This window comes from Streptomyces candidus (assembly GCF_014207445.1).
Classification (GTDB): Bacteria; Actinomycetota; Actinomycetes; order Streptomycetales; family Streptomycetaceae; genus Streptomyces; species Streptomyces candidus.
This window is the reverse complement of record NZ_JACHEM010000002.1, coordinates 486,308-508,702: the sequence shown is the minus strand read 5'-3', so window position 1 is coordinate 508,702 and position 22,395 is coordinate 486,308. Positions and strand designations below refer to the sequence as shown.

Sequence of the window (22,395 nt, the reverse complement as noted above, 5' to 3'; positions counted from 1 at the left end):
GGGCGGGACTACACGCTGTGCAGGGCGGTTTCGAGGATCGTGGCGCCCTCCTCCGCTTCTGCCACCGTCAGCGACATGGGCGGCGCGATGCGCAGCACGCTCGTGTTGTGGCCGCCGCCCTTGCCGAGGAGGAGACCGCCGCCACGGGCTGCTTCCTGAACGGCGGTCGCGGCTTCCGGCCAGGCCTCGTCGGTGCCCGGGTGGGTGATCTCGATGCCCAGCATCAGGCCCCGGCCGCGTACCTCCCGTACGCAGGGGGTGGTGGCGCCGATGGCGCGCAGGCGTTCCAGGAGGAGGCCGCCGACGCGGCGCGCGTTGCCCTGGAGGTCGTGTTCGAGGAGGTAGGAGAGGTTGGCGAGGCCCGCGGCCATGGTGACCGGGGAGCCGCCGAAGGTGGAGATGGAGCTGGAGTCCAGGCAGTTCATGACCTCGGAGCGGGCGACGACGCCACCGACGGACATGCCGTTGCCGATGCCCTTGGCGAAGGTGAGGATGTCGGGCGGGCCGTTCTCGGCGTGGGCCTGCCAGCCCCAGAAGTGGTCGCCGGTGCGGCCCCAGCCGGTCTGCACCTCGTCGGCGATCCAGAGAATGCCGTTCCGGGAGAGGACTTCGCGGAAGGCGGCGTAGAGGCCGTCCGGCGGGGAGGTGAAGCCGCCCACGCCCTGGACGGGTTCGGCGATGAGGGCTGCCACCTGGCCCCGGGTCTGACCGAGGAGGTCTTCGAGGTCGGCGACGCACGCTGCCACGAATTCGGCGTTGGTGAGGTGGGCGAAGGGGCCGCGGTGGCGGACCCCTCCGTGCACGTAGAGGGTCTGGAGCGGCGAGAGGCTGGTCGGGGACCAGTCGCGGTTGCCGGTGAGCGAGACGGTGGCGAAGGAACGGCCGTGGTAGCTGTTGCGCATCGCGAGGATCTGGTTGGAGCGGCGGTACGCCGATGCCAGCAGCAGCGCCGTGTCGTTGGCCTCGGTGCCCGAGGTGGTGAAGAAGACGCGGGCGTCCGGGATGCCGGAGAGGTGGGCGACCCGTTCGGCCAGGTCGATCATGGGGCGGTTGAGGTACAGGGTCGAGGAGTGGATGAGGCGGCCGGCCTGCTCGGCGACGGCCTTGCTGACCTCCGGGAGGGCGTGCGCGGTCATCGTGGTGAGGATGCCGCCGAAGAAGTCGAGGTACCTGCGGCCCTCGGCGTCGAAGACGTGGCGGCCCTCTCCGTGGGTGAGTTCGAGGGGCTGCTGGTAGTAGAGCGCGAGCCACTCGGGCAGGACGGCCTGGTGGCGGGAGTGCAGGTCGGTCACGGCTGAACCAGTCCTTCGTACGCGTCGGGGCGGCGGTCGCGGTAGAACGCCCACTGCTGGCGCACTTCCTCGATGAGGTCGAAGTCGAGGTCGCGTACGACGAGTTCTTCCTTGGTGTCGCTCGCGGTGTCGCCCACGAACTTGCCGCGCGGGTCGACGAAGTAGCTGGTGCCGTAGAAGTCGTTGTCGCCGTATTCCTCCTGTCCGACGCGGTTGATCGCGGCGACGAAGTACTCGTTGGCGACGGCGGCGGCGGGTTGCTCCAGCTGCCACAGGTGGGAGGAGAGGCTGCGCGAGGTGGCGGAGGGGTTGTAGACGATCTGTGCTCCGCCCAGACCCAACTGCCGCCACCCTTCGGGGAAGTGGCGGTCGTAGCAGATGTAGACGCCGACCTTGCCGACGGCCGTGTCGAAGACCGGCCAGCCCGCGTTGCCCGGTTTGAAGTAGTACTTCTCCCAGAAGCCCCTGACCTGTGGGATGTGGTGCTTGCGGTACATGCCGAGGTAGCTGCCGTCGGCGTCGATGACGGCAGCGGTGTTGTAGTAGAAACCGGACTGCTCGCGCTCGAAGACCGGGACCACGATCACCATGCCGGTCTCGCGCGCGAGGTCCTGCATGCGGCGGGTGGTGGGTCCGTCCGGCACCGGCTCGGCCCAGCGGTAGTGCTCGGCCTCCTGCACCTGGCAGAAGTAGGGGGCGTTGAAGACCTCCTGGAAACCGATGATCTTCGCGCCCTGGCGGGCGGCCTCACGGGCGTGTTCCTCGTGCTTGGCGATCATGGATTCGGTGTCGCCCGTCCAGGTGGCCTGGACGAGGGCGGCGCGTACGACGTTGGCCATGACTCGTCTCCGTATCGAACCGGACGTCCCGCCCTTCCGACGGGACGTCAGAGACCTTCTACACCCGTAGAGTTGGACGCTTCGGGACGCTGATCGAACGAACGTAAGCCTCGGCGGGGAGCGGGGCAAGACCGTCGCCGCCAACCCGCCGAGTGGATCACCTTTCACACCCGCAGGAGTGAAGGGCGGGGTTTACACCTCGATCGCGCACCCGATCACGAGCGACCCGCCCACCCACCGCCGGGCTCGTTCAGGTGCTCGAAATTTCGATCTTGATACCGACGTGCGGTCGCCGGCCGCGGCGCACCAGGGTGGCGGGCAGGTCGGTGAGCCAGAACTGCCAGGTGTACTTCCGGGCGAGCAGCTTCCTGACGAACCGCAGCCCGTCCTCGTCGAGCACGGTGGCCCGGCCCTCTATGGTCGGCGCACCCTTCCTGGGGCCACCCCGGGCGTCGCAGGGCGTGACGGTGACGCGGCCGTCGCGGCGGATCCGCTTGACCTTCCAGGACTCCGCATTGGTCCACACGTAGAGCACGCCGCTCTCGCCGGCGACCCATACAGGGGTGGCGACGGGCGTGCCGTCCTTCCGGAAGGTGGTGAGGCTGATGTAACGGGTACGGGCCAGGGCCGACGTCAGATTGTCCATGCCCGGACCCTACGCGGCCTCCTCGACCGGCAGCAGTGCGCAGCGCTGGAGGAGATCGTCGAGGGAGAGGCCGAGGGTGGCCGCGAGGGCGGCGACCGTGAAGAACGCGGGGGTCGGCGCGCGACCCGTCTCGATCTTGCGGAGCGTCTCGGCGGAGAGGCCGGAGCAGGTGGCCACGTCGAGCATCGAGCGGCCGGTGGAGGCGCGGGCTTCGCGGAGCAGCCGGCCGAGGCGTTCGCCGCGCTCGCGCTCTTCGGGAGTGAGAGGGGTACGGACCATGGCGTTATTCTAATACCTGCTCGACCGGTATAGTAATTGGCATGGTGGAGATCAAGACGGATGCGTCCGTGGATGCGATGCGTGAGGCCGGCCGCGTGGTGGCCCAGGCGCTGAGGGCGGTACAGGATGCGGCGTCGGTCGGGGTGACGCTGCGCGAACTGGACGAGGTGGCGAGGGAGGTACTGCGTGGCGCGGGGGCCGGCTCCCCGTTCCTGGACTACCACCCGGACTGGGCGCCGGTGCCCTTCCCCGGGGTCATCTGCGCCTCGGTCAACGACGCGATCGTGCACGGCGTGCCGGACGGCTACCGGTTGCGCGACGGCGACCTGGTGAGCATCGACTGCGGCGCGAGCCTCGGGGGCTGGGTGGGCGACTCGGCGGTCAGCTTCACGGCGGGGCGGGCGCGGCCGGAGGACGTACGCCTCATCGAGACGGCGCGCGAGGCGCTGGACGCGGGTATCGCGGCGGCCGTGGTCGGCAACCGCATCGGCGACATCGCGCACGCGATCGGCACGGTGTGCCGGCGTGCGGGTTACGGCATCCCGCAGGACTTCGGCGGCCACGGCGTGGGACGCACGATGCACGAGGGGCCGGACGTCCCGAACGAGGGACGCCCCGGGCGGGGCATGAAGCTGCGGCACGGGATGGTGATCGCGATCGAGCCAATGCTGATCGGGGGCGGCGGGGACGAGTACCGCCACTCGCCGGACGGCTGGACCCTGCGGACGACCGACGGCAGTCGTGCGGCGCACGCGGAGCACACGGTGGCGATTGTGGAGGGGGGTGGAGCGGGACGGGTGTTGACGGCGCTTTAGGTGGGGGGCGGGGGGCGCGTGCGGGCGTGGTGGGTACGGCGTGGGGTGGTGGGCGGGGCGTACGTGGGGTGGGCGGGGCGTCGGGCGGGAGGGCACCGTCCGGTGGGGGCCGCCCCCTTGCCCGCCCGTTCCGCCCCCGGGGGCGGCCCCGCCGCCCAAGGGGGCTGAAGTGGGCATATAACGTCCTGCCGCCCAAGGGGGCGGGGCGGGGGCGGCTCCGCCGCCTCGGGGACTGCCGCTCCGAGGGGCTCCGGGTGATACCGGCGTGCGGGGCTAGTGGGGGGACGGGTGGGTGACCATGGCTGAGCCTCCGCCGCGGCGGACCTTTTCCGCCGCCGCGAGCCACCGGCCGTCCGGCAGCCGCTGTACGCCCGTCGCCGCCCCGATCTCCGGGTTCGGCTTGAAGACGTGTCCGAGCGCTTCCAGTTCGCCCCGTACCGGACTGTTCCACAGGCCCGGCTCCAGGTCCGTCGTGGCGGAGTTGCGCTGGCTCGCCCTGGGCGCAGCGATCGCCTCGACGAGCGGCAGGCCCCGGTCCAGGTGCCCGATCAGCGACTGCAGCACTGTCGTGATGATCGTCGCGCCGCCCGGTGAACCGAGCGCCAGCACCGGCCGGTCGTGCCGGTCGAGCACGATCGTCGGGGAGATCGAGGACCGCGGCCGCTTGCCCGGGCCCGGCAGGTTCGGGTCGTGCACCACGGGGTTCGCCGGGGTGAAGGAGAAGTCGGTCAGCTCGTTGTTGAGCAGGAAGCCACGGCCCGGGACGGTGATGCCGCTGCCGCCCGTCGACTCGATCGTCAGCGTGTAGGCGACGACGTTGCCCCACTTGTCGGAAGCCGTCAGGTGCGTCGTGTTCTCGCCCTCGTACGTCGTCGGGGTGGCCTCGCCCGAACTCCGGCACGTGCGCGACGGGTTACGCGGGTCCCCCGGCGGCAGCGGACTCACCAGTACCGCGTCGTCCTTGATCAGGCACTCGCGGGAGTCCGCGAACCGCTGCGACAGCAGGCCCTTCGCCGGGACGTCCTCGAAGGCCGGGTCCCCGACCCAGCGCCCGCGGTCCGCGAACGCGATCCGGCTCGCCTCGATGAAACGGTGCAGGTACTTGGCCTGCGACGCCTGGGAGAGGTTCGTCCGTTCGAGGATGTTCAGCGCTTCGCCCACGCTCGTGCCGCCCGACGAGGAGGGGCTCATGCCGTACACGTCGAGTCCCCGGTAGGACACCTTGGTCGGCTTCCGCCGCTCGGTCCCGTACGCTCGCAGGTCCCGCTCCGTCAGGTCGCCCGAGCGCACCACCCGCGCCGCCTTCGGGTCGACGGGAGGCTTGCGCACGGTACGGACGATGTCGCGGGCGAGGTCGCCCTTGTACAGCGCGCCGACGCCGTACCGGCCCAGCTTCTCGTACGTGCGGGCCAGGTCGGGGTTCTTGAACGTGGAGCCCACCACGGGGAGTTGCCCACCCGGCAGGAAGAGTTTCGAGGAGTCGGGGAAATCCCGGAAGCGGGCCTCGTTGCCCTCGGTCTGCGCACGGAAGGTGGCGTCGACGGCGAACCCGTCGCGGGCGAGGTGTTCGGCCGGCTTCAGGAGGGTGCGGAGCGGCTTCGTGCCCCAGGCGTCCAGCGCCGCTTCCCACGTGGCGGGCGTGCCGGGGGTGCCGACGCCGCGGCCGCTGGTCATGGCCTCGGCGAACGGGATCGGCGCACCGTTCTCGACGAAGAGGTGCTTGGTCGCGCTGCGCGGGGCGGTCTCGCGGCCGTCGATGGTGTGCACCTTGCGGGACTTGGCGTCGTAGTGGACGAAGTAGCCGCCCCCGCCGATGCCCGCCGAGTAGGGCTCCGTGACGCCGAGGGCGGCGGCCGTGGCCACCGCCGCGTCGACCGCGTTGCCGCCGGCCCGCAGGACGGCGATGCCTGCCGCCGAGGCGTCGGCGTCGACGCTGGCGACTGCGCCCCCGTAGCCGACCGCGACCGGGACCTTGACCGGCGGGGTGCCGGCGGAGCCGGTGCTCGAAGGGCTCGCACTGCCCGGCGGGGCCGCTGCTCCCACGGTGACGACTGCCGCTGTCGCGGCCAGCAGGGACAGTGCCCGTACGGCGGGCCGGGTGGGTCGACGCATGCGTACCTCCTGGCGAAAGGCGTCCGGGCAGCGTAGCCGCACCGCCCGCACCCCGCCAGGGACCCCGGGGCGCGTCTCGCGCCCCGGCCTCCACGCCGCACGACCGGCGCGCCCCGGCACCCAGGGGCCCGGCGGACCCGTGCATGACCGCCGACACCGGCCGGCGTGCCCGTATGCGGCGGCCTCGGCGGTCGGCGGTTCGGCGGTTCGGCGGCATCCTCCTCCGCCGCCGCGCAGCACCCTTGGTCCGGTGTCCCCTTCCGGAGCTGGTCAAGCCACCTCCAGTTCGAGGGACTTCAGGCCGTTGATGAAGTGGGAGACGAGCCGGCGCGGTGGCGCCGCAAGCCGGTAGGGGCGGGGCATCGCCCGTAGCGCCTCCTCGTGCAGAACCCGCAGTTGCAGGCGGGCGAAGTGCGCGCCGAGACAGACGTGCGGGCCGTCCCCGAAGGACACGTGCGGGTTGGGATCCCGCACCAGGTCGAGGTGGTGGGGCTCGGTGAAGACGCGCTCGTCGTGGTTGGCGGAGGCGTGGAAGACCACGATCTTCTCTCCCGCGCGCAGCCGCTGCCCGGCAAGTTCGGTGTCCGTGGTCACGGTACGGCGGAAGCTGAGGACGGGCGGGTGCCGACGCAGCAGTTCCTCGACCGCCGTCCGCAGGTCCAGCTGGGGAAGATGCTGTTGGGCCTCGGGGTTGCGTGCCAGCTCCAGGAATCCGCCGGGTGCCGCGCTTCGTACCGTGTCGTTCCCGGCGACGGTCAGCAGGAAGAAGAACATCTCCAGTTCGGGTCCGGTGAGCCGGGTGTCGTCGTCGGCTGCGTGGGCGAGCACCGTCATGATGTCGTCGCTCGGATGCCTGCGCTTGTACGCCGCCAACTCCCTTGCGTAGGCGAACATCTCACCCAGCATGGCGGGTGACCGGGGGTTGACGGGCCGCCCGTCGGGACCGCGTACCACCATGACCTGCTCGTCCGGGTCCTGATACGCGATGACACGCTCCGTCCACTCAAGGAGGAGGCCACGGTCGCTCTTCGGCACGCCGAGCAGGTCGGCCAGGTTGAGAAGGGCGTAGTCGTCGGTGACGGAGGTCACCAGGTCGAGGACGCCGTCGCTGTTGCGTCGCGCGTCCTGGAGCGCTGATTCGAGGAGGCCGCGGGCGCGGCTGCGGACCCGTTCCTCAAAGCGGCCGGTGCGGCCGGGTGTGAAGGCCCGGCCGACCAGTTTCCGTAACCTCCCGTGTTCCGGAGGGTCCTGATTGAGCATCATGCGCCGGATGAACGGCAGGTCGGCCGGGTCAGGGTCGCGGATCTGGGTGGCACCGAGCCGGGACGAGAAGGTGCGGGCGTCCTTGAGGACCCGTACGACGTCGGCGTGCCGGGTGACGGCCCAGAAGCCGGGACCGGCGGGCCAGCCGAGCACCTCGTACTCGTCCTGCCAGGCGACGGGCCGCGTGTCGCGGAGCTGCCGGTAGGCCGCGTGCGGGATGCCCCGGGCGTACGGGCGCGGATCGAAGACGTCCGGGACGGAGGACGGCGCCATGTCCGGCACGGCGCCCTCCCCGTCCCGTACCCCTTGCGCTTTCCGCGTCACTCCGAGCCGTCCGCGCGCAGGAAGTCCTCCACTGTGCGCAGGAGTTGGAGCGGGGTCTCGTCCATGGCGTAGTGGCCCGCGCCGGGAAGCTCCACCAGTTCGGCACGCGGGTACCAGCGCATCCAGGTCTGGCGCATCACGTCGGCGCTCAGCGCCGGGGCGAGCGCGCCGGCGACGGCGAGGGCGGGGCGGTCGCAGCCCTCGACCTCGGCATGGAAGTCCTCACCCGCCCAGGAATCCAGCCAGGCGCGGAACGCCTTGGGGTCGCTGCGGTCCACGGACTGCTGCACCATCCGGTCGAGCCAGGCACGCGGACGCACACCGCCGGTGGTGTTGTCGATGATGGTGCGCCGGTTCTGCGGGTACTCCGCCGCTCCGGCGAACAGCTCCCACGCGTCGGCGGGCAGGGGCATCCCGCTCGCCGGTACGGGTGACACGCCCACCAGCCGACGTACGCGCTGCGGCGCGGCGGCGAGTACGCGCTGGACGACCGACCCGCCCATGGAATGCCCGACCAGCGAGAAGCGGTCCCAGCCGTGGCGGTCGGCGAGGGCGAGGACGTCGGCGGCGCCCTCGGCGGTCGTGTACGTGCCCAAAACCTCCTTGGCCTCGCCGTATCCGCGCAGATCGACGAAGGCGTACCGGAAGTTCACCAGGTCCAGGTCCGGGAGGACGGCGTTGTAGGCCGCACGGTCGGCCAGCCAGCCGTGTACGGCGATCACCGGGTGGGGGCCGTCGCCGACGAGGGAGTGAGGCAGCACGAATGCGTCCACGGAGTCTCCGATTCCACGTGCTCTGCGCGCCAGCGGTGTGTGACGCCGTCCCTTACGGTGGACGCCGTTGCGGTCCCGTACAAGACCGCCTGCGCAAGAGCCCCGGGGAACATCGGAGGGCCGCACCGGGCTTCCTGGCCGGCCCCGGCTCACGGGCCGAAGAGGCCGCACAAGGAAGCGTCGGAGGGCCCCTGGTACGGACCCGAGGACCGGCACCGGCCGGCAGTGCGCGCAGAGGGCGCGAACCTCGCAGTGGGGCCTTTCGTTGTCACAACGAGTAGCACTTCAAGGTTCACCCACCGCCCCCGGCGGGAAAGGGGGCTAGTGGCGCGGGGGTGCGTCGCCGCGTGTCAAGGCGCAAGTCGGTCAATACCAGGAGGCGGCAGGATGACTACAGCGGCGACAAGTTCGCAGCTCGCGAGCTTGATCCGGGCGAACATCAAGCCTCGAACCGAACGTTTCGCAATGCGGGAGCAGGCCGGTATCGCACGTTTGGGCGCGTTTGACGGAGGTTCACAACCCGGGGCCGTCGAGATATCGGGGCGGGCGGCACTGGCTGCGAGTCCGCGGGAGTTTCCCGCGCCCGACGGCCCGGGAGCGGCACGTCTAGAAGCACTGGAGCAGTCGCTGACTCTCGTGCAGAAAGCTTTCCCCATTATGGAGACCGATGTCCGGCTGTGCCGGCTGCTGGCCGGGATGCTCGAAGGCGCCTGGCTGGAGCGCGCACGGGCCCACCCCGGGACTCCGGCCACCTCGCCGGGCGATGCGTGCGACTGCGCCCTGTGCGGGCAGCTTCCCTCACCGCCGCAGCGTCACCTCTCCGACTATTCCTGGCGCAGGAGCAACGGCCTTCCGCTCGCCGTGAAGACCTGGCCCTTCCGGCAGGAACTCGACAGCGTCCTGATGGGCGGCTGGGTCTGGAACAGGTCGCTCCAGGACGCCGATACGGGCCGTGACTTCAGGTTCCGGTACGAGGACGACTTCCCCTCCTTCCTTGAGTACAAGCGTTCCGCGCGCGCGGTGGACATTGCGGGCACCGCCCTGCGCATCGAGAAGAGCCTCGCCGAGAACTTCAGCTTCAACGGTGCCCGCGCTCTGATCAGCGGCCTGTTCATCGCACACAAGCGCTCCGTGGACGAGTACTGGATAGGCCGGCACCGTCAGGGCACGGTCACGCTCCCGCAGTCCACCCCGCTGGACTTCGCCACGTATTCCATGCTCCAGATGCTGGACTGCGAGTGGTGGCACGTGGGGCCGGACGAGGAACAGTGGCTGGAGGAGAACCTCGCCGTCCTCGCCCTGTCCCGCGTGGTGGACGACATGGTGGACGCCAGGGCCGACGCCGTCACCGGAGAGATCAACAACTTCTGGCTGGCTTCCATGCCCACCCATGACAAGGCGGTACTGGCCGCCTGCGTCCTCGCCCAGATCAAGTACATCTGCATGCCGGAGTCCCGGGGTGTCCTCTACAACAGCACCCTGGTGGCCAATACGGCCGCCTGGATGGGCCTGGCCGGCCGGCACGCCGTGTGGTTCGACGGCATACCCTCGGGCCTGGCCCCGACCGATGACTGCCTGCTGTGCGACCTTGAGCCCAACTCGTGTGCGGGGCTGCTGACTTCGGGCGTCACCCTGCGCATGGGCTGCCGACCGCGGGTGGACACGCTCGGGCCGGCGGCCGCCACGCTCTCGGAGCGCTGCCGCACCACGCACCCCCAGGCGTGGCGGCTCTTCCACCAGGAACTCTCCGTCTTCGAGGCGCTGCACGGCGAATGGCACGGCGACGTGGACCCGTGCTGGGAGATCCTGCGGCGCACGTACGTGGCGGCCGTGGTGTCCGCGGAAGCGCACCGGGCCGGTGCGCGCGACATCCAGGCGGACTCCGCCCCGCTCGGCACGTCACTGTTCCACGTCCTGAACGTCGGTACGCCCGGGTGGCAGGAGAACACCGTCCTGCTCAACTACATGTTCGGCTGCGCGCACCCGCACTTCTTCTGGGCCGCGCAGCGCTTCGCCCCGACGGCCATGGGAGGGGACTGGGTCGACGGCTGAGGCCGGCGGGCGTGTCGCGGCGAAGCGTGAGAAGCGACCGGCGCGACGGCGAGCCGCGCCGCCCGGTCGGCCGCGAGGGCCCGTCAGGACCGTCGTCCAGGGACCTTGGTCCGTACCCGTTGCGTCGCTTCTCACAATGCGCCTCGGGTGTTCGGCGCAACCGTCCCGTACCGGATCACCTCCTCCACAGAGACACAGACAGGACAGACGCCACGCGCCCCTCCGGAGGTTTTCCCGTTGACTGACACCCGCCGTCCGCACACCCGGCTCCGCTCGGCCGCCCTCACGAGCACGGCGGTGCTCGCCGCAGCCGCTCTGACCGCCTGCGGCGGCGGCTCGGGAGCGGGCTCCGGTGCCGCGAGGGCCGCGGAGGCACCGCGGACCGAGGTCGCCGTGAACCTCTCCGGCGGGCAGGCCAAGGCGGGTGAGCCGGTCAAGGTCTCCTTGACCGGGGGCGAGAAGCTGGACAGCGTCACCGTCACGGATGCCAAGGGCGGCACGCTGACCGGCCACATATCCGCCGACGGCAAGTCCTGGACCTCGGCCCGCACGACGTCGCCCGGAACCCGCTACACCGTCGAGGCCAAGGCGGCGGGCGCCGCCGCCACGAGGGCGGAGTTCGGCACGGCGGTGGCGGACAACGTCAACAGGGTGACCATGGCGCCCGGCAGGAACACCACCATCGGCATCGCCCATCCCCTGTCGATCGTCTTCGACAACCCGGTGAAGAACCGGGCCGAGGTCGAGAAGCACCTCAAGGTCACCACCTCGAACGACACCGAGGGCTCGTGGGGCTGGATGATGGACTACTCCGGCAAGGACCGCGTCGACTGGCGGCCGAAGGAGTACTGGAAGTCGGGCACCAAGGTCTCCCTGGCGGCCGACCTGAACGGTGTGGACTCCGGGAAGGGCGGCGGCTGGTTCGTCCGCGACTACCGGACGAACTTCACCATCGGGAAGAACCAGGTCGTCAAGATCGACCTGGACGGCCACCGGCTCAAACTGATCCGCGACGGGCAGCAGGTCGCGGACGTGCCGATGTCGGCGGGCACCCCCGGCGGGAAGAAGGCGTCCTGGCGCGGGAAGACCGTCCTCATGTCGAAGGAGGGCACCATCAACATGCGCTCCGAGACGGTGGGCCTGACCGGCAGCGACAGCTACGACAAGATGGTCGACTACTCGATGCGCCTGACCTGGTCGGGCATGTACGCCCACGCCGCTCCGTGGAACAAGGCCTACTTCGGCAGCACCAACCGCAGCTCCGGCTGCATCGGCATGAGCACCCCCGACGCCAGGTCCGTGTACGACCAGGTCCAGGTCGGCGACCCGTTCGAGGTGACGGGGTCGGCCGCCAAGGGCACTCAGGCGCTGAACAACGGCTACGGAAACTGGAACGTCTCGTGGGCCGACTGGCAGACCAGGAGCGCACTCAAGGGCTGATCGCCCCGGTGGGCGGGCGCGCCCCGGCCTCCCCCGGGACGCCCGCCCACCAATCGTTACCCTCGCGTAACTTACTGGCTGGTTACCCCAGGTAAGCCTCTCCGGTTACCGTCAGGTCACTTTGCACCTGGCGTACCGAGGAGCGACACATGGGACACCCGCGCACGACCCCCACCGCAAGGACCCTGCGCACCACCGCCATCGGCACACTCTCCGCCGCCCTGCTCGCCGGAGCCGTCGGCGTCGCCGCCCCCGCCCAGGCCCTTCCCGACGCCCAGCGGGCCGCCACGGACGCCGGGCCCGCCGCGGCGAGCGGGGTGCGCTTCCACGACATCCCCGGCTCCGGCGGCATCACCCTCAAGGGCAACGTCTTCACCCCCGCCGGCGCCGACGGCTCCCGTACGTACCCGGTGATCGTCCTGCCCACCAGTTGGGCGATGCCCCAGATCGAGTACGTCGCCCAGGCGAAGAAGCTCGCCGACTCCGGCTACGTGGTGGTGAGTTACACCTCGCGCGGCTTCTGGCTCTCCGGTGGACAGATCGAGGTCGCGGGCCCCGAGGACATCGCCGACGCGTCCGCCGTCATCGACTGGGCCCTCGCCCACACCCCCGCCGACAGAGAAAAGGTCGGTATGGCGGGCGTCAGTTACGGCGCGGGCATCAGCCTCCTGGCCGCCGGGCACGACAAGCGCATCAAGGCCGTGGCCGCCCTCAGCGGCTGGGCGAACCTCATCGACTCGATCTACGGCGGTCGCACCCAGCACTCCCAGGCGGGCGTGCTGCTCGGCACCGCCGGGGCGCTCACCGGCCGCCCCAGCGCGGAGCTCCAGCAGACCCTCAAGGACTTCCTCGGCTCCAACCTGGCCAAGGAAGAGGACATGATCGCCTGGGGCAGGAAGCGCTCCCCGGAGACGTACCTGCCGCAGATCAACAGCAACGGCGCCGCCATCATGCTCGGCAACGCCTGGGGCGACACCCTCTTCTCCCCCAACCAGTACGCACGGTTCTACGAGAAGCTGACCGGGCCCAAGCGCCTCGAATTCCGGCCGGGCGACCACGCCACCGCGGAGGCGACCGGACTGCTCGGCCTGCCCAACGACACGTGGACCAGCACCCATCGCTGGTTCGACCACCATCTCAAGGGGGTCGACAACGGCATCGACCGCGAACAGCCCGTCCAGCTCAAGTCCCGTACCCGCGGCGGTTACGAGGGCTACCCGGACTGGAAGTCGGTCGGCGCGAACCAGCGGAAGTTCGCCCTCGACGGCACCCGGACGATCCGCGCCAACGTCGACTCCGGTGCCAATGGCGGTCTGGTCCTGCTCTCCAACCTGCTCGACCAGTTCGTGAAGCTGCCGCCGATGGCGTCGGTCCCGCTGCTCCCCCGGTCGTACGCGTCGGTCTGGCAGTCACCGAGGTACACGAGCACCCAGGAAGTGCGCGGCACCGCGAAGTTCCGCACCACGCTCACCAGCAACAAGGAGAGCGGCACCCTCGTCGCGTACCTGTACGACGTGGGGCCCCTCGGCGTCGGCAAGCTGGTCAGCAACGCGCCGTTCACCTTTCACGGGCAGCCGGCCGGCAAGCCGTTCCCCGTGGACCTGGAGCTGCACTCCACGGCCTACGACGTCCCGGCCGGCCACCGGCTCGCGCTGGTGGTCGACACCGTCGACCCGCTCTACATCGAGCACAACCCGTCCGGCGCGCAGCTGACCTTCTCGTCCCCCGCGTCCGACCCGAGTTACGTGTCGGTACCGCTTCGGAACAAGTGATCCCCGGCTGCTGCCGGACAGGCGTCGTGCTCTCTCCGGTGGGCCTTCTTCTGTTGAGCTACCGCCTGCCCGGCAGCAGCGTCCCCGCCTCGGCCGGACCGATGTCCACGGCCTCCGTCCCGGGAGTGCGGCGCTGGCACCTGGCCACCCGGTCGGCGTACCAGGAGAGCAGCGTGCACATCCCGATGTGGATCGGCGAGAGCACCGGCACCACGGGGATGAACGGCAAATCGTAGTCGAGATCGGACGCGATGGGCTTTCCGGCGTGGAGAAACTCCTCATGGGTGATCGGATATCCGAGTGCGATGTCCTTCCGCGCAGGGTCCACGAGAACCGCGGTGACGAGGGCCGTTCCGGCAGGCCGCATGGTTGGGCCCCGCTCAGTGCTTCAGGATTTCGGAGAGGAAGTCCCTTGCGCGGTCGCTCTCCGGATGCGTGAAGAACTCCACCACCTCCCCGCGTCCCACGGTGAGGCCGATGTCCTGGAGGACGTGCAGCTCACCGAAGTACTTGCTGACGTCCCGCAGCTCGATCAACGGATCGACGGCCATACGCTGCCCCACTCACTCTCAGCTGTGTCGAGGTCAGCGCAAACTATCCATCCCGAAAAGGGACTTCATACCCGACACGCACAAGGGAGGTAAGACAGGCATAAGCCCTATTTACGCGGTTGACACTGGGTGTCGGTGAACCCGGCGCCCGACGCGGCGTGTCAGACCTCGGACGCTTCCGCGTACACCTGGGAGAGTTCGGGGGCGCCGGTGGCCGCCCAGTCGAGACCCGCCCCGACCACGTCGATGTCCCGGCCGGAGGCCAGCATCACGACGGGCTGTCCGCTCGGCCACAGGTGCCAGGACGCGCCGGGTACGGTGCGCACGATGACGGTGCCGAGATAGAGCCCGGCGTCGTTGCCGAACCAGGGCAGTTCTTCCGGGTCGTCGCGCCAGCGCGGCGGGAGCTGGTCGAGGGCCTCCAGGGAGGCGGGGGTGTCGTCCAGATCGAGGCCGTGGTGGGCGGCTCGGACACGCAGCAGCTCGCATTCGGCGAGGAGTTCGGCGATGCCTTCCTGATCGGCGCCGTCGGAGGTGTCCAACGCCGTGGCGTGCGCCGGACCGAGGCGCTTGCGCCAGGTGTCCAAGAAATTCATACCGCTCAGGTTCGCACCCGGATGGGTGCGCGGACCACAGGCGCGCGGATGTTGACGTCCCCCGGGGCCCCGCGCGGAGGCCCCCGGGGAGCAGCACGTGCCTCAGAGGTCGAGGTCCACCACGACCGGGGCGTGGTCGGACGCGCCCTTGCCCTTGCGCGCGTCACGGTCCACGTAGGCGTCGCTCACGGCTCCGGTGAACGGCTTGTTCCCGTAGACGAGGTCGATCCGCATCCCCTTGTTCTTGGGGAAACCCAGCTCCCGGTAGTCCCAGAACGTGAACGGGTGGTCGTACTTGAGGGGGCGCGGCATGACGTCGCTCAGGCCCGTCTCGCGCAGGGCTGCCAGGGCCGCGCGCTCGGCGGGAGTGACGTGCGTGGCGCCCTCGAACAGTGCCGGGTCCCAGACGTCGTCGTCGGTCGGGGCGACGTTGAAATCACCCAGAACGGCGAACGGCCGTGCTCCCGCCGCATCTTCGGCGACGGCGTCCTTCAGTGCCTCGAACCAGGCCAGCTTGTACGTGTAGTGGTCGTGTGCGACCTCGCGGCCGTTGGGCACGTACACCGACCACAGGCGCAGCGGCCCGCAGGTGGCGGAGACGGCGCGCGGCTCCTGCACCCCGCCGAAATCCGGGCCGCCGGGCAGTCCGACGACGACGTCCTCCAGGCCGACCCTGGAGAGCAGCGCCACGCCGTTCCACCGGCCGTCGGCGTTGACCGCGGACTCGTAGCCGAGCTCGCGCAGCTGGGCGGCGGGGAACTGTTCCGCGGTCGACTTGGTCTCCTGGATGCACAGCACGTCCGTGCCGGTGCTCTCCAGCCAGGCGAGCAGCCGTGGCAGTCGGGCGGTGATCGAGTTGACGTTCCAGGTGGCGATGCGCATGTCCTCAACCTACTCTCCGGGTCTGACAGTGGGGGTGCGTGGCGGCTTCCGCCCGGCTTCCGAACCGGTCAGAGCCGTGCGGACTCCCCCGGTGCCAGCCGGTTGTGCTCCGCGCCGCCCAGGGCGCCGATCTGCCCGTCGTAGATCGGCCGGGCGAGGTCGGTGAGCAGGGCGTCGTGGATGTCGTAGGCGCGCCGCGGCCCGACCTCGCGGACGTAGTCGATGACCTCGGAGATCTTGCTCCAGGGAGCCATCACGGGCAGCAGCAGCGTCTCGACGGGGCGGTCGGGGACGGTGAGCGCGTCGCCCGGGTGGAAGACGGAGCCGTCCACCAGGAAGCCGACGTTGGTGATCCGGGGGATGTCCGGGTGGATGACGGCGTGCAGTTCGCCGTGCACCTGGACGTCGAAACCGGCGGCACGGAAGGTGTCCCCGTGGCCGACGGTGTGGACACGGCCCGGGAACGCGGCGGAGAGCTTCTCGGCGACGCTGCGCAGCGTCCAGATCTCGGCCGCCGCGTTGGCCTCCAGCGCGGTGCGCAGATGCTTCTCGCTGAAGTGGTCGGGGTGCTCGTGCGTGACCAGGATCGCGTCCGCGCCCACTGCGGCGTCGGCCTCGCTGAAGCCGCCGGGGTCGACGACGAGGGTGCGCCCGTCCCGTTGCAGGCGCACGCAGGCGTGGGACTTCTTGGTGAGGACGAGGCGGTGCGGGTTGTCGCTGCTCATGGCTTCCATCCTGCTACGGCTGTGGGGTGGTCTCCTGTCGGACCACTTCGCGGGCGGTCTCGAAGGCCGCGTGGGCCGCCGGCACGCCGCAGTACACGGCGGTCTGGAGCAGCACCTCGCGGATCTCGGCGGGGGTGAGCCCGTTGCGCAGGGCCGCGCGCAGGTGCGCGGCGAGGGACTCCTGGCGGCCCTGGGCGACGAGGGCGGTGAGGGTGATGGCACTGCGCATGCGGCGGTCGAGCCCCTCCCGCGTCCAGACCTCGCCCCAGGCGTAGCGGGTGAGGAGTTCCTGGAAGTCCCCGGTCAGCTCGTCGGCATCGGCCAGCGCCTCGTCGACGTAGGCCTCGCCCATGACCTCGCGCCGCACCTTGAGCCCCGGGTCGTACGGGTCCAGGCGCGCGCCGTCGGCGGGCGCGGGCGCCACCGCCTCGGGCTGCGGCACCGGAACCGCGGCCTCGGGGACGGGCGCGAGGGGCTGGGCGAGTGGCGGGACGGGTGCCAGCAGGGTGGTGCTGGTGTCCTGCCATGCGCCGGTGAAGTGCCGTACCAGCAGGTCGGTGACCGCGGCCGGCTGCTCGACCGGCGCCAGGTGGGAGGCTCCGGGCACGAGCGCGAGACGGGCGTCGGGGATGCCGGCCACCAGAGTGCGGGCGTCGGCGGGCCCGGTGACCTGGTCCTCCGCGCCGACCACGACGAGGGTCTCGGCGGCGATCCGCCCGAGTTCGGGGCGCACGTCGAAGGCCGCCAGTGCCTCGCAGGCGGCGATGTAGCAGCCCGGGTCGGTGGTCCGTACCATCTGCACCGCCCACTCCACTATCGCGGGCTGCGCGGCGGCGAACGTCTGGGTGAACCAGCGTCCCGGAGCGGAGGCGGCCATGGGGTCCATGCCGTTCGTACGGACGATGACGCCGCGCTGGCGGAACTCGTCGGCGGTGCCGAACCGGGGCGAGGACGCGATGAGCGCCAGCGCGGCCACCCGGTGCGGATGGCGCAGAGCCAGCTCGGCGCCTATCGCCCCGCCGAGGGAGCAGCCCGCGTACCCGAAGCGCTGGACGCCCAGCTCGTCGAGGACACCGAGCAGCCGGCCGGTCAGCTCCCCGACCGAAGCGGCGGGCTCGGCGGGCGCCCCGCCGTGCCCGGGCAGGTCGTACCGGAAGACCCGCCAGGTCCGGGACAGTTCGGGAACCTGCCGGTCCCACATGTGCCATGTGGTGCCGAGGGAGGGGCCCAGGACGAGGACCGGAGCATGTTCTGGCCCGTCAAAGCGGTATTGGAGGGTTTCTGCCGTCGTCTGAGTCACCCGTCCAGGCTGCCATCTCTCACAATCTCTCACAGGAGGGGGTCGGGGCTCGGCAGTTCCTCCGCAGGATCTGTGCCTCCCGGCCTGACTGCCGCCCGGCCGGCAGTCAGGCCGGCAGGTGCACGAGGCTGCGGTTGAGCGCGCTGTCGGGGCGTCCGGCCAGTTCCTCCCACGTGCCTTCCTCGGTGACGCGTCCCGCGTCGAGGACCGCTATGCGGTCGCACCGGCGGATGGTGGCGCGACGATGAGCGATGACCACGGTCGTCCGTCCCTCCTGGCGCAGTGCCGTGGCGAGTTCGGCGTCACTGGCGTTGTCCAGATGGGCGGTGGACTCGTCCAGTATCAGGACTCTCGGCTGCGTCAGGAGGGCGCGGGCAAGGGCGATGCGGGCCCGCTGGCCGCCGGAGAGGGTGACGCCGCGCTCACCGACCAACGTGTCCATCGGGGCGATCCGGTCGACACCGCACCGACGGGCCGTTTCGGTGAGGAGGACGTCGTCGGCCTCGGGAGCGGAGAGGCGAAGGTTGTCGGCGAGGGTTCCGTGGAAGAGTGGCGTCTCCTGCCCCACCAGCGCGACGGACCGGCGGAGTTCGGCGTCGTCCACCTCGCGTACGTCGATGGGGTCCCCCTCGGCGGGCAGCAGCTGTACCGCTCCGGCGGCGGGGTCCCAGAAGCGCGCCAGGATATGGGCACACGTCGACTTTCCGGCGCCCGAGGCGCCGACCAGGGCAAGCGTCTGCCCGGCCGGAACGGTCAGGTCGACGCCGTCCAGCACGGGGCTGCCGCCGTAGTCGAACTTCACCCCGTGCAGCCGCACGCCCAGGGGGCCGGTGGGAAGCGAGCGGGGCGAGGCCGGCGGCGGGGCCAGGGCCGGAGCCTTGACCGCGGCGCCCACGCGGGAGGCGGCGGCGCGCAGGGACACGGCCTGGCTCAGGGACCGGGCCGACTCCGCGACAGGGCCGAGGAGAGCGAGGGCGAGTGCCATGGACGCCGGCGCCCATGCCCCGTCCAGCCGCCCCGAGGTCACGGACCGCGCCATCGCGGCCACCACGCCGAGGACGGCCACCACGATGAGAAGGTCACGGACCGCGGCGGCCAGGGCCTCCCAGGTGGCTTCGGCGCGTTGGGCATCGCCCACCCGCCGCCCGCGTTCCGCCAGTCGGCGTCGTCGGCCGTCGAAGGCACCGAAGGCGAGCAGCTCACGCAGTCCGTCCACGGTCTCGACGGCATCGGCCGACAGCTCGGCGCCGGCCTGCCGCGTGCGGGCACCACGCCTCGCGCGTCCGCCCGCCTCGGCGAACGGAGCAGTGATGAGCAGCACTGCGATCGGCAGCACGGCGGCCAGCAGCCAGGGCTCGACCGTGGCCAGGACCACGGTGCCGACGGTGAGAACTGTGCCCGAAGCGAGGAGTTGGGCGGTGGTGTGGGCGTAGAAGAACTCCAGTGCCTCCACGTCGGCCATGGCGGTGGCGGCGAGATCGCCGCTGCGCCGGCCTGCGACCCGGGCGGGCGCGCTGCGGGCGAGCCCGTCGAAGACGCGTACGCGCAGTGCGGCGAGGACCCGGTAGGCCAGGTCGTGCGAGAGGTCCATCTCGCGCCAGGTCATCAGGGTCCGTAGGAGCACCAGGGCCACGATGACGGCGACGGTGCCGGAGGCCGGGGCTCGGTCTTCGATCACGGCCGTCCCCACGGTGTGCGCCGACAACGTCAGCAGCGCGACGAGGGAGCCCTGTTCGAGGAGCGCGGCGGCGCACGTGCGGACCGTCATGGCCCGGTGCCCGGCCAGGGCGGGAAGCAGTGCGCGAAGCGAACCTCGCGCGGGCACGAAGGTGCTGGTGGCCGGGGTGTCCGTGGTGTTGTTCATACGGTGAGTTCCTCGGGGTGGGTACGGCCGGCCGCGACGAGTCGCGCGTAGACGCCCCCGGTGCCGGCAAGCCCGGAGTGTTCGCCGACGGCTTCGACACGCCCCGCGTCGAGGACGACGATGTGGTCGGCGTGCTGGACGGCGGCCAGCCGGTGGGCGATCACGAGGACGGTCCGGTCGTTGGCGGCGTTCGTCAGTTCGCGGACGATGTCCGCCTCGCGGCGTTCGTCGACCGAGCTCGTCGCCTCGTCGAGGACGAGTACCCGGGCGTCCGTGAGCAGCGCACGGGCGAGTGCGAGCCGCTGTCGCTGTCCGCCGGAGAGGGTGGCGCCGCGTTCGCCGAGGACAGTGGCGTAGCCCTCGGGGAGAGCGGTGATCTCGTCGTGGATGCCCGCGGTTCGTGCCGCCGCCGTCACCTCGTCGTCCGTGGCGTCCGGCCGGGCCAGGCGCAGGTTGTCGGCGACAGTGGCGTGGAAGAGGTACGTCTCCTGCGACACCACGGCGATGCCCCGTCGGAGTGCTCCGAGGGAGTACTGGGTGGTATCGCGCCCGTCAGCGGTGATCCGCCCTTCGCCGGGGTCGTGGTGACGCAGGAGCAGGGCGAGCAGTGTGGACTTGCCCGCGCCGGACGGGCCCACGATCGCGGTGGTGCGTCCGGCAGGTGCGGTGAAGGAGACACCGTGGAGGGCGGCCTCCGGTACGCCGTCGTAGGTGAACCGGACGTCCTCGAAGCGGATCTCCGGGGGCGTCGGCCAGTGCGCGGATGCGGTTCCGGTGTCGGGGACCGCCGGCTCGGCGGTACGCAGCGCCGCGATCCCGTCCGCGGCCGAGGCGCCCAGGTATCCGGCGTGCCATTCGCGAGCGAGGTCGCGGACCGGCCGGAAGCACTCGGAGGCCAGGAGCAGCACCAGGTAGGTGCCGGTCGCCGTGGTGGACCCGCTGACGGCCGACCAGCAGGCGAGAAGGGCTGCGGCGGCGGTGCCGCCCTGAATGGCGAGGTCGGTGATGCCGGTGTCGGCCAGGGAGACGCGCAGTTTGGCGACGGTCGCCCTGTGCAGCGCCGCCGAGCGCTTCTCCAGGCGTTCGCGGGTGCGGCCGACCGCGCCGGCGGCACGGAGCGCGGGCATTCCCTGCAAGGCTTCCAGATAGTCGGCGCCCAGGCCTTCGTACGTGTCCCAGTGGTCCTTGCCGCGGGCGGCCAGGAGCCGGTCCCAGGCGCGCGGGCCGAACAGTGCCAGCAGCAGGGCCGGTACGAGACCGAGCAGCGCCAACGGTTCCACCACGGCCAGCACGGCGAGCACCAGGGGCGGCACGGTCAGGGTGATCAGAAGTTGGGGCAGGTAGCGGGAGACGTAGGCGTCGACGCCCTCCACTCCGTCGACGAGGGTGGTGCGGACGGCTCCGGCGCGCGCGGTGGTCAGATGCGCGGGCCCCAGCCGCCCCAGGTGGGCAAGAAGCTCGTCCCGCAGAGCCACCCTCGCCTCCGCTCCGGCACGGGTGGCGGTGCGTCGTTGCCACGTGCCGAGCCCGGCTCGGGCCGCCACCACGACCAGCACGGTGGTGAGCAGCCACGGAAGCTGTCCTGTGTGGCCCCGGGCGAGGCCGGCCAACGCACATGCCAGCAGGATGGCCTGTACCAGGTGGGTCAGAGTGACAGCGCCCTGCAGAAGACTGGCGGTGAGCAGAGGGCGCCGCACCCGGCGGGCGGTACGGCGCAGTTCGGGATGGACGATCATGCGGTGTTCTCCTCGTCTGCGTGAAGGGTGCCGAGAGCCAGTCCGTGGACGATCCTGTCCCGGCCCGGCGCGGCACCGAGCGCGGCACCGAGGTCCGCCTGCTGCCAGGAGCCCACGGGCCGGGCAGCCAGACCGTGGCGCCGGGCGGTGACGTGGGCCAGCTGGACGGCGAAGCCGGCGTGCAGGTGGGTGCGGCGGATGTGCGGCTCGTCGGCGTCCTGCGGACAACCGCGGGCGAGCAGGACGGCTCCCGCCTCGGCGATCCAAGCCTGGCCCGCGGCCCAGACGGCGAGCGTCGGGCGGGCTTCCCCCGCAGCGAACCGTCGCAGTGCGTCGCCGTCGGCACTCAGCTCCATCAGTCCGGGCCGCGGGGGGCCGGTGGCCACGCACCACCGCAGGTCGCTGCCGCCGGCGCGGGTGGCGGTGGTGAGGACCGCTCGCAGCGCGTCCGGATCCGGCCTGCCCGGCAGCGGCGGCGGCGCGCTGCGACGGGCCACCAGTTCCTCCGGCGTGGGTACCCGCACCGGCGGCCGGGGACACGGCGGGCCGTGGAGCGGGAGGGGCGGGGGGAGGTGAACGGACGCGAGGGGGGTGTGCGTGTGGCCGTCCAGACGGAGCTCGGGCACGCCCGTGCCCAGGGCGCGGGCCGCCAGGAACAGCGCGCCGGCGGCGTGCCCGGTGTCGAGGAGCAGCAGCGGCCAGGCGCGATGGCCGTAGTGCGAGAGCGTCCGACGCGCAGTGACGGAGAGTTCCGCAATGACGCCCGACGGCGGGGTAGCGAGTCGCCGGCCGAGACGGTGGACACGGTCGTGCAGTGGGTCGTAGCCGTAGCGCCCGGGTGGCAGAGGGCATCCCGTTCCCACGACCAGTTCGGTGTCCACCGGGTGCAGTGCGCCTGCGGAGGGGGCCGGCCGCAACCGGCCGGAGGCGTCGCCAGCACGCAGGGAGAGCTCCAGCAGGGCCCGCAGGTCGAGTTCGGCAGGGCCTGCTGTCTCCGGGATCGCGTGCGGCTGTCCCGGCCAGGCCGGGACAGCGGTCCCCGCGGGGGTGTCGGGGCAAGGACGCCGCGGGGAGCGGGCGTTGGCGAGAGCGGCGGCGAGGCCCTCCGCGGGGGTCCGATCGGGAAGTCGCACG

Annotated in this window: 18 protein-coding genes and 2 pseudogenes; 4 read left to right on the top strand and 16 right to left on the bottom strand. The window is 71.3% G+C overall.

Features of this window, described 5'->3' with window-relative positions; translation table 11 throughout:
• Positions 1-8: 8 nt before the first annotated feature.
• The 4 genes from HNQ79_RS05250 to HNQ79_RS05235 all read right to left on the bottom strand — a co-directional run bounded on the left by HNQ79_RS05250 (position 9) and on the right by HNQ79_RS05235 (position 3,056).
• Positions 9-1,292, bottom strand: coding sequence for an aspartate aminotransferase family protein (locus HNQ79_RS05250; RefSeq protein ID WP_185027355.1), 1,284 nt, complete (start codon positions 1,290-1,292; stop codon positions 9-11).
• Entirely contained in the window at positions 1,289-2,131 is an 843-nt protein-coding gene (locus tag HNQ79_RS05245; protein WP_185027354.1) for a nitrilase-related carbon-nitrogen hydrolase, read from the bottom strand. The genes HNQ79_RS05250 and HNQ79_RS05245 overlap by 4 nt, the downstream gene beginning before the upstream one ends.
• Before the next feature lie 250 nt (positions 2,132-2,381).
• Entirely contained in the window at positions 2,382-2,777 is a 396-nt protein-coding gene (locus HNQ79_RS05240; RefSeq protein WP_185027352.1) for a PPOX class F420-dependent oxidoreductase, read from the bottom strand.
• Positions 2,778-2,786: 9 nt separating this feature from the next.
• Positions 2,787-3,056, bottom strand: a complete 270-nt coding sequence (locus HNQ79_RS05235) for a helix-turn-helix domain-containing protein (protein ID WP_185027350.1) — start codon at positions 3,054-3,056, stop codon at positions 2,787-2,789.
• Between the two features lie 41 nt (positions 3,057-3,097).
• On the opposite strand from HNQ79_RS05235, the gene map reads away from it, so the two are divergent.
• The gene (gene map / locus HNQ79_RS05230) at positions 3,098-3,871 is read left to right on the top strand and encodes a type I methionyl aminopeptidase (RefSeq protein WP_185027348.1); all 774 of its coding nucleotides are present in this window, start codon (positions 3,098-3,100) and stop codon (positions 3,869-3,871) included.
• Between the two features lie 273 nt (positions 3,872-4,144).
• Here the strand turns inward: map and ggt are convergent, their stop codons facing one another.
• From ggt to HNQ79_RS05215, 3 genes are all read right to left on the bottom strand, one after another.
• Positions 4,145-5,983, bottom strand: a complete 1,839-nt coding sequence (gene ggt / locus HNQ79_RS05225) for a gamma-glutamyltransferase (protein ID WP_185027346.1) — start codon at positions 5,981-5,983, stop codon at positions 4,145-4,147.
• Between the two features lie 270 nt (positions 5,984-6,253).
• Positions 6,254-7,519, bottom strand: a complete 1,266-nt coding sequence (locus HNQ79_RS05220; protein WP_185027690.1) for a cytochrome P450 — start codon at positions 7,517-7,519, stop codon at positions 6,254-6,256.
• Between the two features lie 47 nt (positions 7,520-7,566).
• Positions 7,567-8,343, bottom strand: coding sequence for an alpha/beta fold hydrolase (locus tag HNQ79_RS05215; protein ID WP_185027344.1), 777 nt, complete (start codon positions 8,341-8,343; stop codon positions 7,567-7,569).
• 657 nt (positions 8,344-9,000) lie between these two features.
• Here HNQ79_RS05215 and HNQ79_RS05210 point away from each other — a divergent pair.
• The 3 genes from HNQ79_RS05210 (at position 9,001) to HNQ79_RS05200 (ending at position 13,607) form a co-directional block, all read left to right on the top strand.
• Complete coding sequence (locus HNQ79_RS05210; protein ID WP_229923196.1) at positions 9,001-10,395, top strand: hypothetical protein; 1,395 nt, start codon at positions 9,001-9,003, stop codon at positions 10,393-10,395.
• 237 nt (positions 10,396-10,632) lie between these two features.
• On the top strand, positions 10,633-11,835 hold the full coding sequence (locus HNQ79_RS05205) for a L,D-transpeptidase (protein ID WP_185027342.1): 1,203 nt from the start codon (positions 10,633-10,635) through the stop codon (positions 11,833-11,835).
• 149 nt (positions 11,836-11,984) lie between these two features.
• Positions 11,985-13,607 (top strand): CocE/NonD family hydrolase, encoded by a 1,623-nt coding sequence (locus HNQ79_RS05200; protein ID WP_185027340.1) that lies wholly within the window; start codon positions 11,985-11,987, stop codon positions 13,605-13,607.
• A 58-nt stretch (positions 13,608-13,665) separates the two neighbouring features.
• Here the strand turns inward: HNQ79_RS05200 and HNQ79_RS05195 are convergent.
• The 9 genes and pseudogenes from HNQ79_RS05195 to HNQ79_RS05155 all read right to left on the bottom strand — a co-directional run.
• A pseudogene (locus HNQ79_RS05195) lies at positions 13,666-13,926 on the bottom strand (amino acid ABC transporter permease); the annotation flags it as partial.
• Between the two features lie 127 nt (positions 13,927-14,053).
• A pseudogene (locus HNQ79_RS05190) lies at positions 14,054-14,158 on the bottom strand (amino acid ABC transporter ATP-binding protein); the annotation flags it as partial.
• Positions 14,159-14,319: 161 nt separating this feature from the next.
• Complete coding sequence (locus HNQ79_RS05185) at positions 14,320-14,754, bottom strand: DUF6278 family protein (RefSeq protein ID WP_185027338.1); 435 nt, start codon at positions 14,752-14,754, stop codon at positions 14,320-14,322.
• Between the two features lie 102 nt (positions 14,755-14,856).
• Positions 14,857-15,636: an exodeoxyribonuclease III gene (locus HNQ79_RS05180; RefSeq protein ID WP_185027336.1), complete on the bottom strand. Its 780-nt coding sequence runs from the start codon at positions 15,634-15,636 to the stop codon at positions 14,857-14,859.
• A 68-nt stretch (positions 15,637-15,704) separates the two neighbouring features.
• Positions 15,705-16,361 carry an MBL fold metallo-hydrolase gene (locus HNQ79_RS05175; protein ID WP_185027334.1) on the bottom strand — a complete coding sequence of 219 codons (657 nt, stop codon included), beginning with the start codon at positions 16,359-16,361 and terminating at the stop codon, positions 15,705-15,707.
• Positions 16,362-16,374: 13 nt separating this feature from the next.
• On the bottom strand, positions 16,375-17,661 hold the full coding sequence (gene pcaDC, locus HNQ79_RS05170; RefSeq protein ID WP_185027332.1) for a bifunctional 3-oxoadipate enol-lactonase/4-carboxymuconolactone decarboxylase PcaDC: 1,287 nt from the start codon (positions 17,659-17,661) through the stop codon (positions 16,375-16,377).
• 106 nt (positions 17,662-17,767) lie between these two features.
• A complete protein-coding gene (locus HNQ79_RS05165; RefSeq protein ID WP_185027330.1) occupies positions 17,768-19,525 on the bottom strand; it encodes an ABC transporter ATP-binding protein in 1,758 nt (585 codons plus the stop codon).
• Complete coding sequence (locus tag HNQ79_RS05160) at positions 19,522-21,261, bottom strand: ABC transporter ATP-binding protein/permease (protein ID WP_185027328.1); 1,740 nt, start codon at positions 21,259-21,261, stop codon at positions 19,522-19,524. Before HNQ79_RS05160 ends, HNQ79_RS05165 begins: the two co-directional genes overlap by 4 nt.
• Entirely contained in the window at positions 21,258-22,394 is a 1,137-nt protein-coding gene (locus HNQ79_RS05155; RefSeq protein WP_185027326.1) for a nitroreductase family protein, read from the bottom strand. Before HNQ79_RS05155 ends, HNQ79_RS05160 begins: the two co-directional genes overlap by 4 nt.
• Position 22,395 lies beyond the last annotated feature (1 nt).

Coding starts and splice junctions, on each gene's coding strand:
- HNQ79_RS05245 (WP_185027354.1), bottom strand. CDS start 2,131: ATGGCCAACGTCGTACGCGCCGCCCTCGTCCAGGCCACCTGGACGGGC.
- HNQ79_RS05240 (WP_185027352.1), bottom strand. CDS start 2,777: ATGGACAATCTGACGTCGGCCCTGGCCCGTACCCGTTACATCAGCCTC.
- HNQ79_RS05235 (WP_185027350.1), bottom strand. CDS start 3,056: ATGGTCCGTACCCCTCTCACTCCCGAAGAGCGCGAGCGCGGCGAACGC.
- map (WP_185027348.1), top strand. CDS start 3,098: ATGGTGGAGATCAAGACGGATGCGTCCGTGGATGCGATGCGTGAGGCC.
- ggt (WP_185027346.1), bottom strand. CDS start 5,983: ATGCGTCGACCCACCCGGCCCGCCGTACGGGCACTGTCCCTGCTGGCC.
- HNQ79_RS05220 (WP_185027690.1), bottom strand. CDS start 7,519: ATGGCGCCGTCCTCCGTCCCGGACGTCTTCGATCCGCGCCCGTACGCC.
- HNQ79_RS05210 (WP_229923196.1), top strand. CDS start 9,001: ATGGAGACCGATGTCCGGCTGTGCCGGCTGCTGGCCGGGATGCTCGAA.
- HNQ79_RS05200 (WP_185027340.1), top strand. CDS start 11,985: ATGGGACACCCGCGCACGACCCCCACCGCAAGGACCCTGCGCACCACC.
- HNQ79_RS05185 (WP_185027338.1), bottom strand. CDS start 14,754: ATGAATTTCTTGGACACCTGGCGCAAGCGCCTCGGTCCGGCGCACGCC.
- HNQ79_RS05180 (WP_185027336.1), bottom strand. CDS start 15,636: ATGCGCATCGCCACCTGGAACGTCAACTCGATCACCGCCCGACTGCCA.
- HNQ79_RS05175 (WP_185027334.1), bottom strand. CDS start 16,361: ATGAGCAGCGACAACCCGCACCGCCTCGTCCTCACCAAGAAGTCCCAC.
- HNQ79_RS05165 (WP_185027330.1), bottom strand. CDS start 19,525: ATGAACAACACCACGGACACCCCGGCCACCAGCACCTTCGTGCCCGCG.
- HNQ79_RS05160 (WP_185027328.1), bottom strand. CDS start 21,261: ATGATCGTCCATCCCGAACTGCGCCGTACCGCCCGCCGGGTGCGGCGC.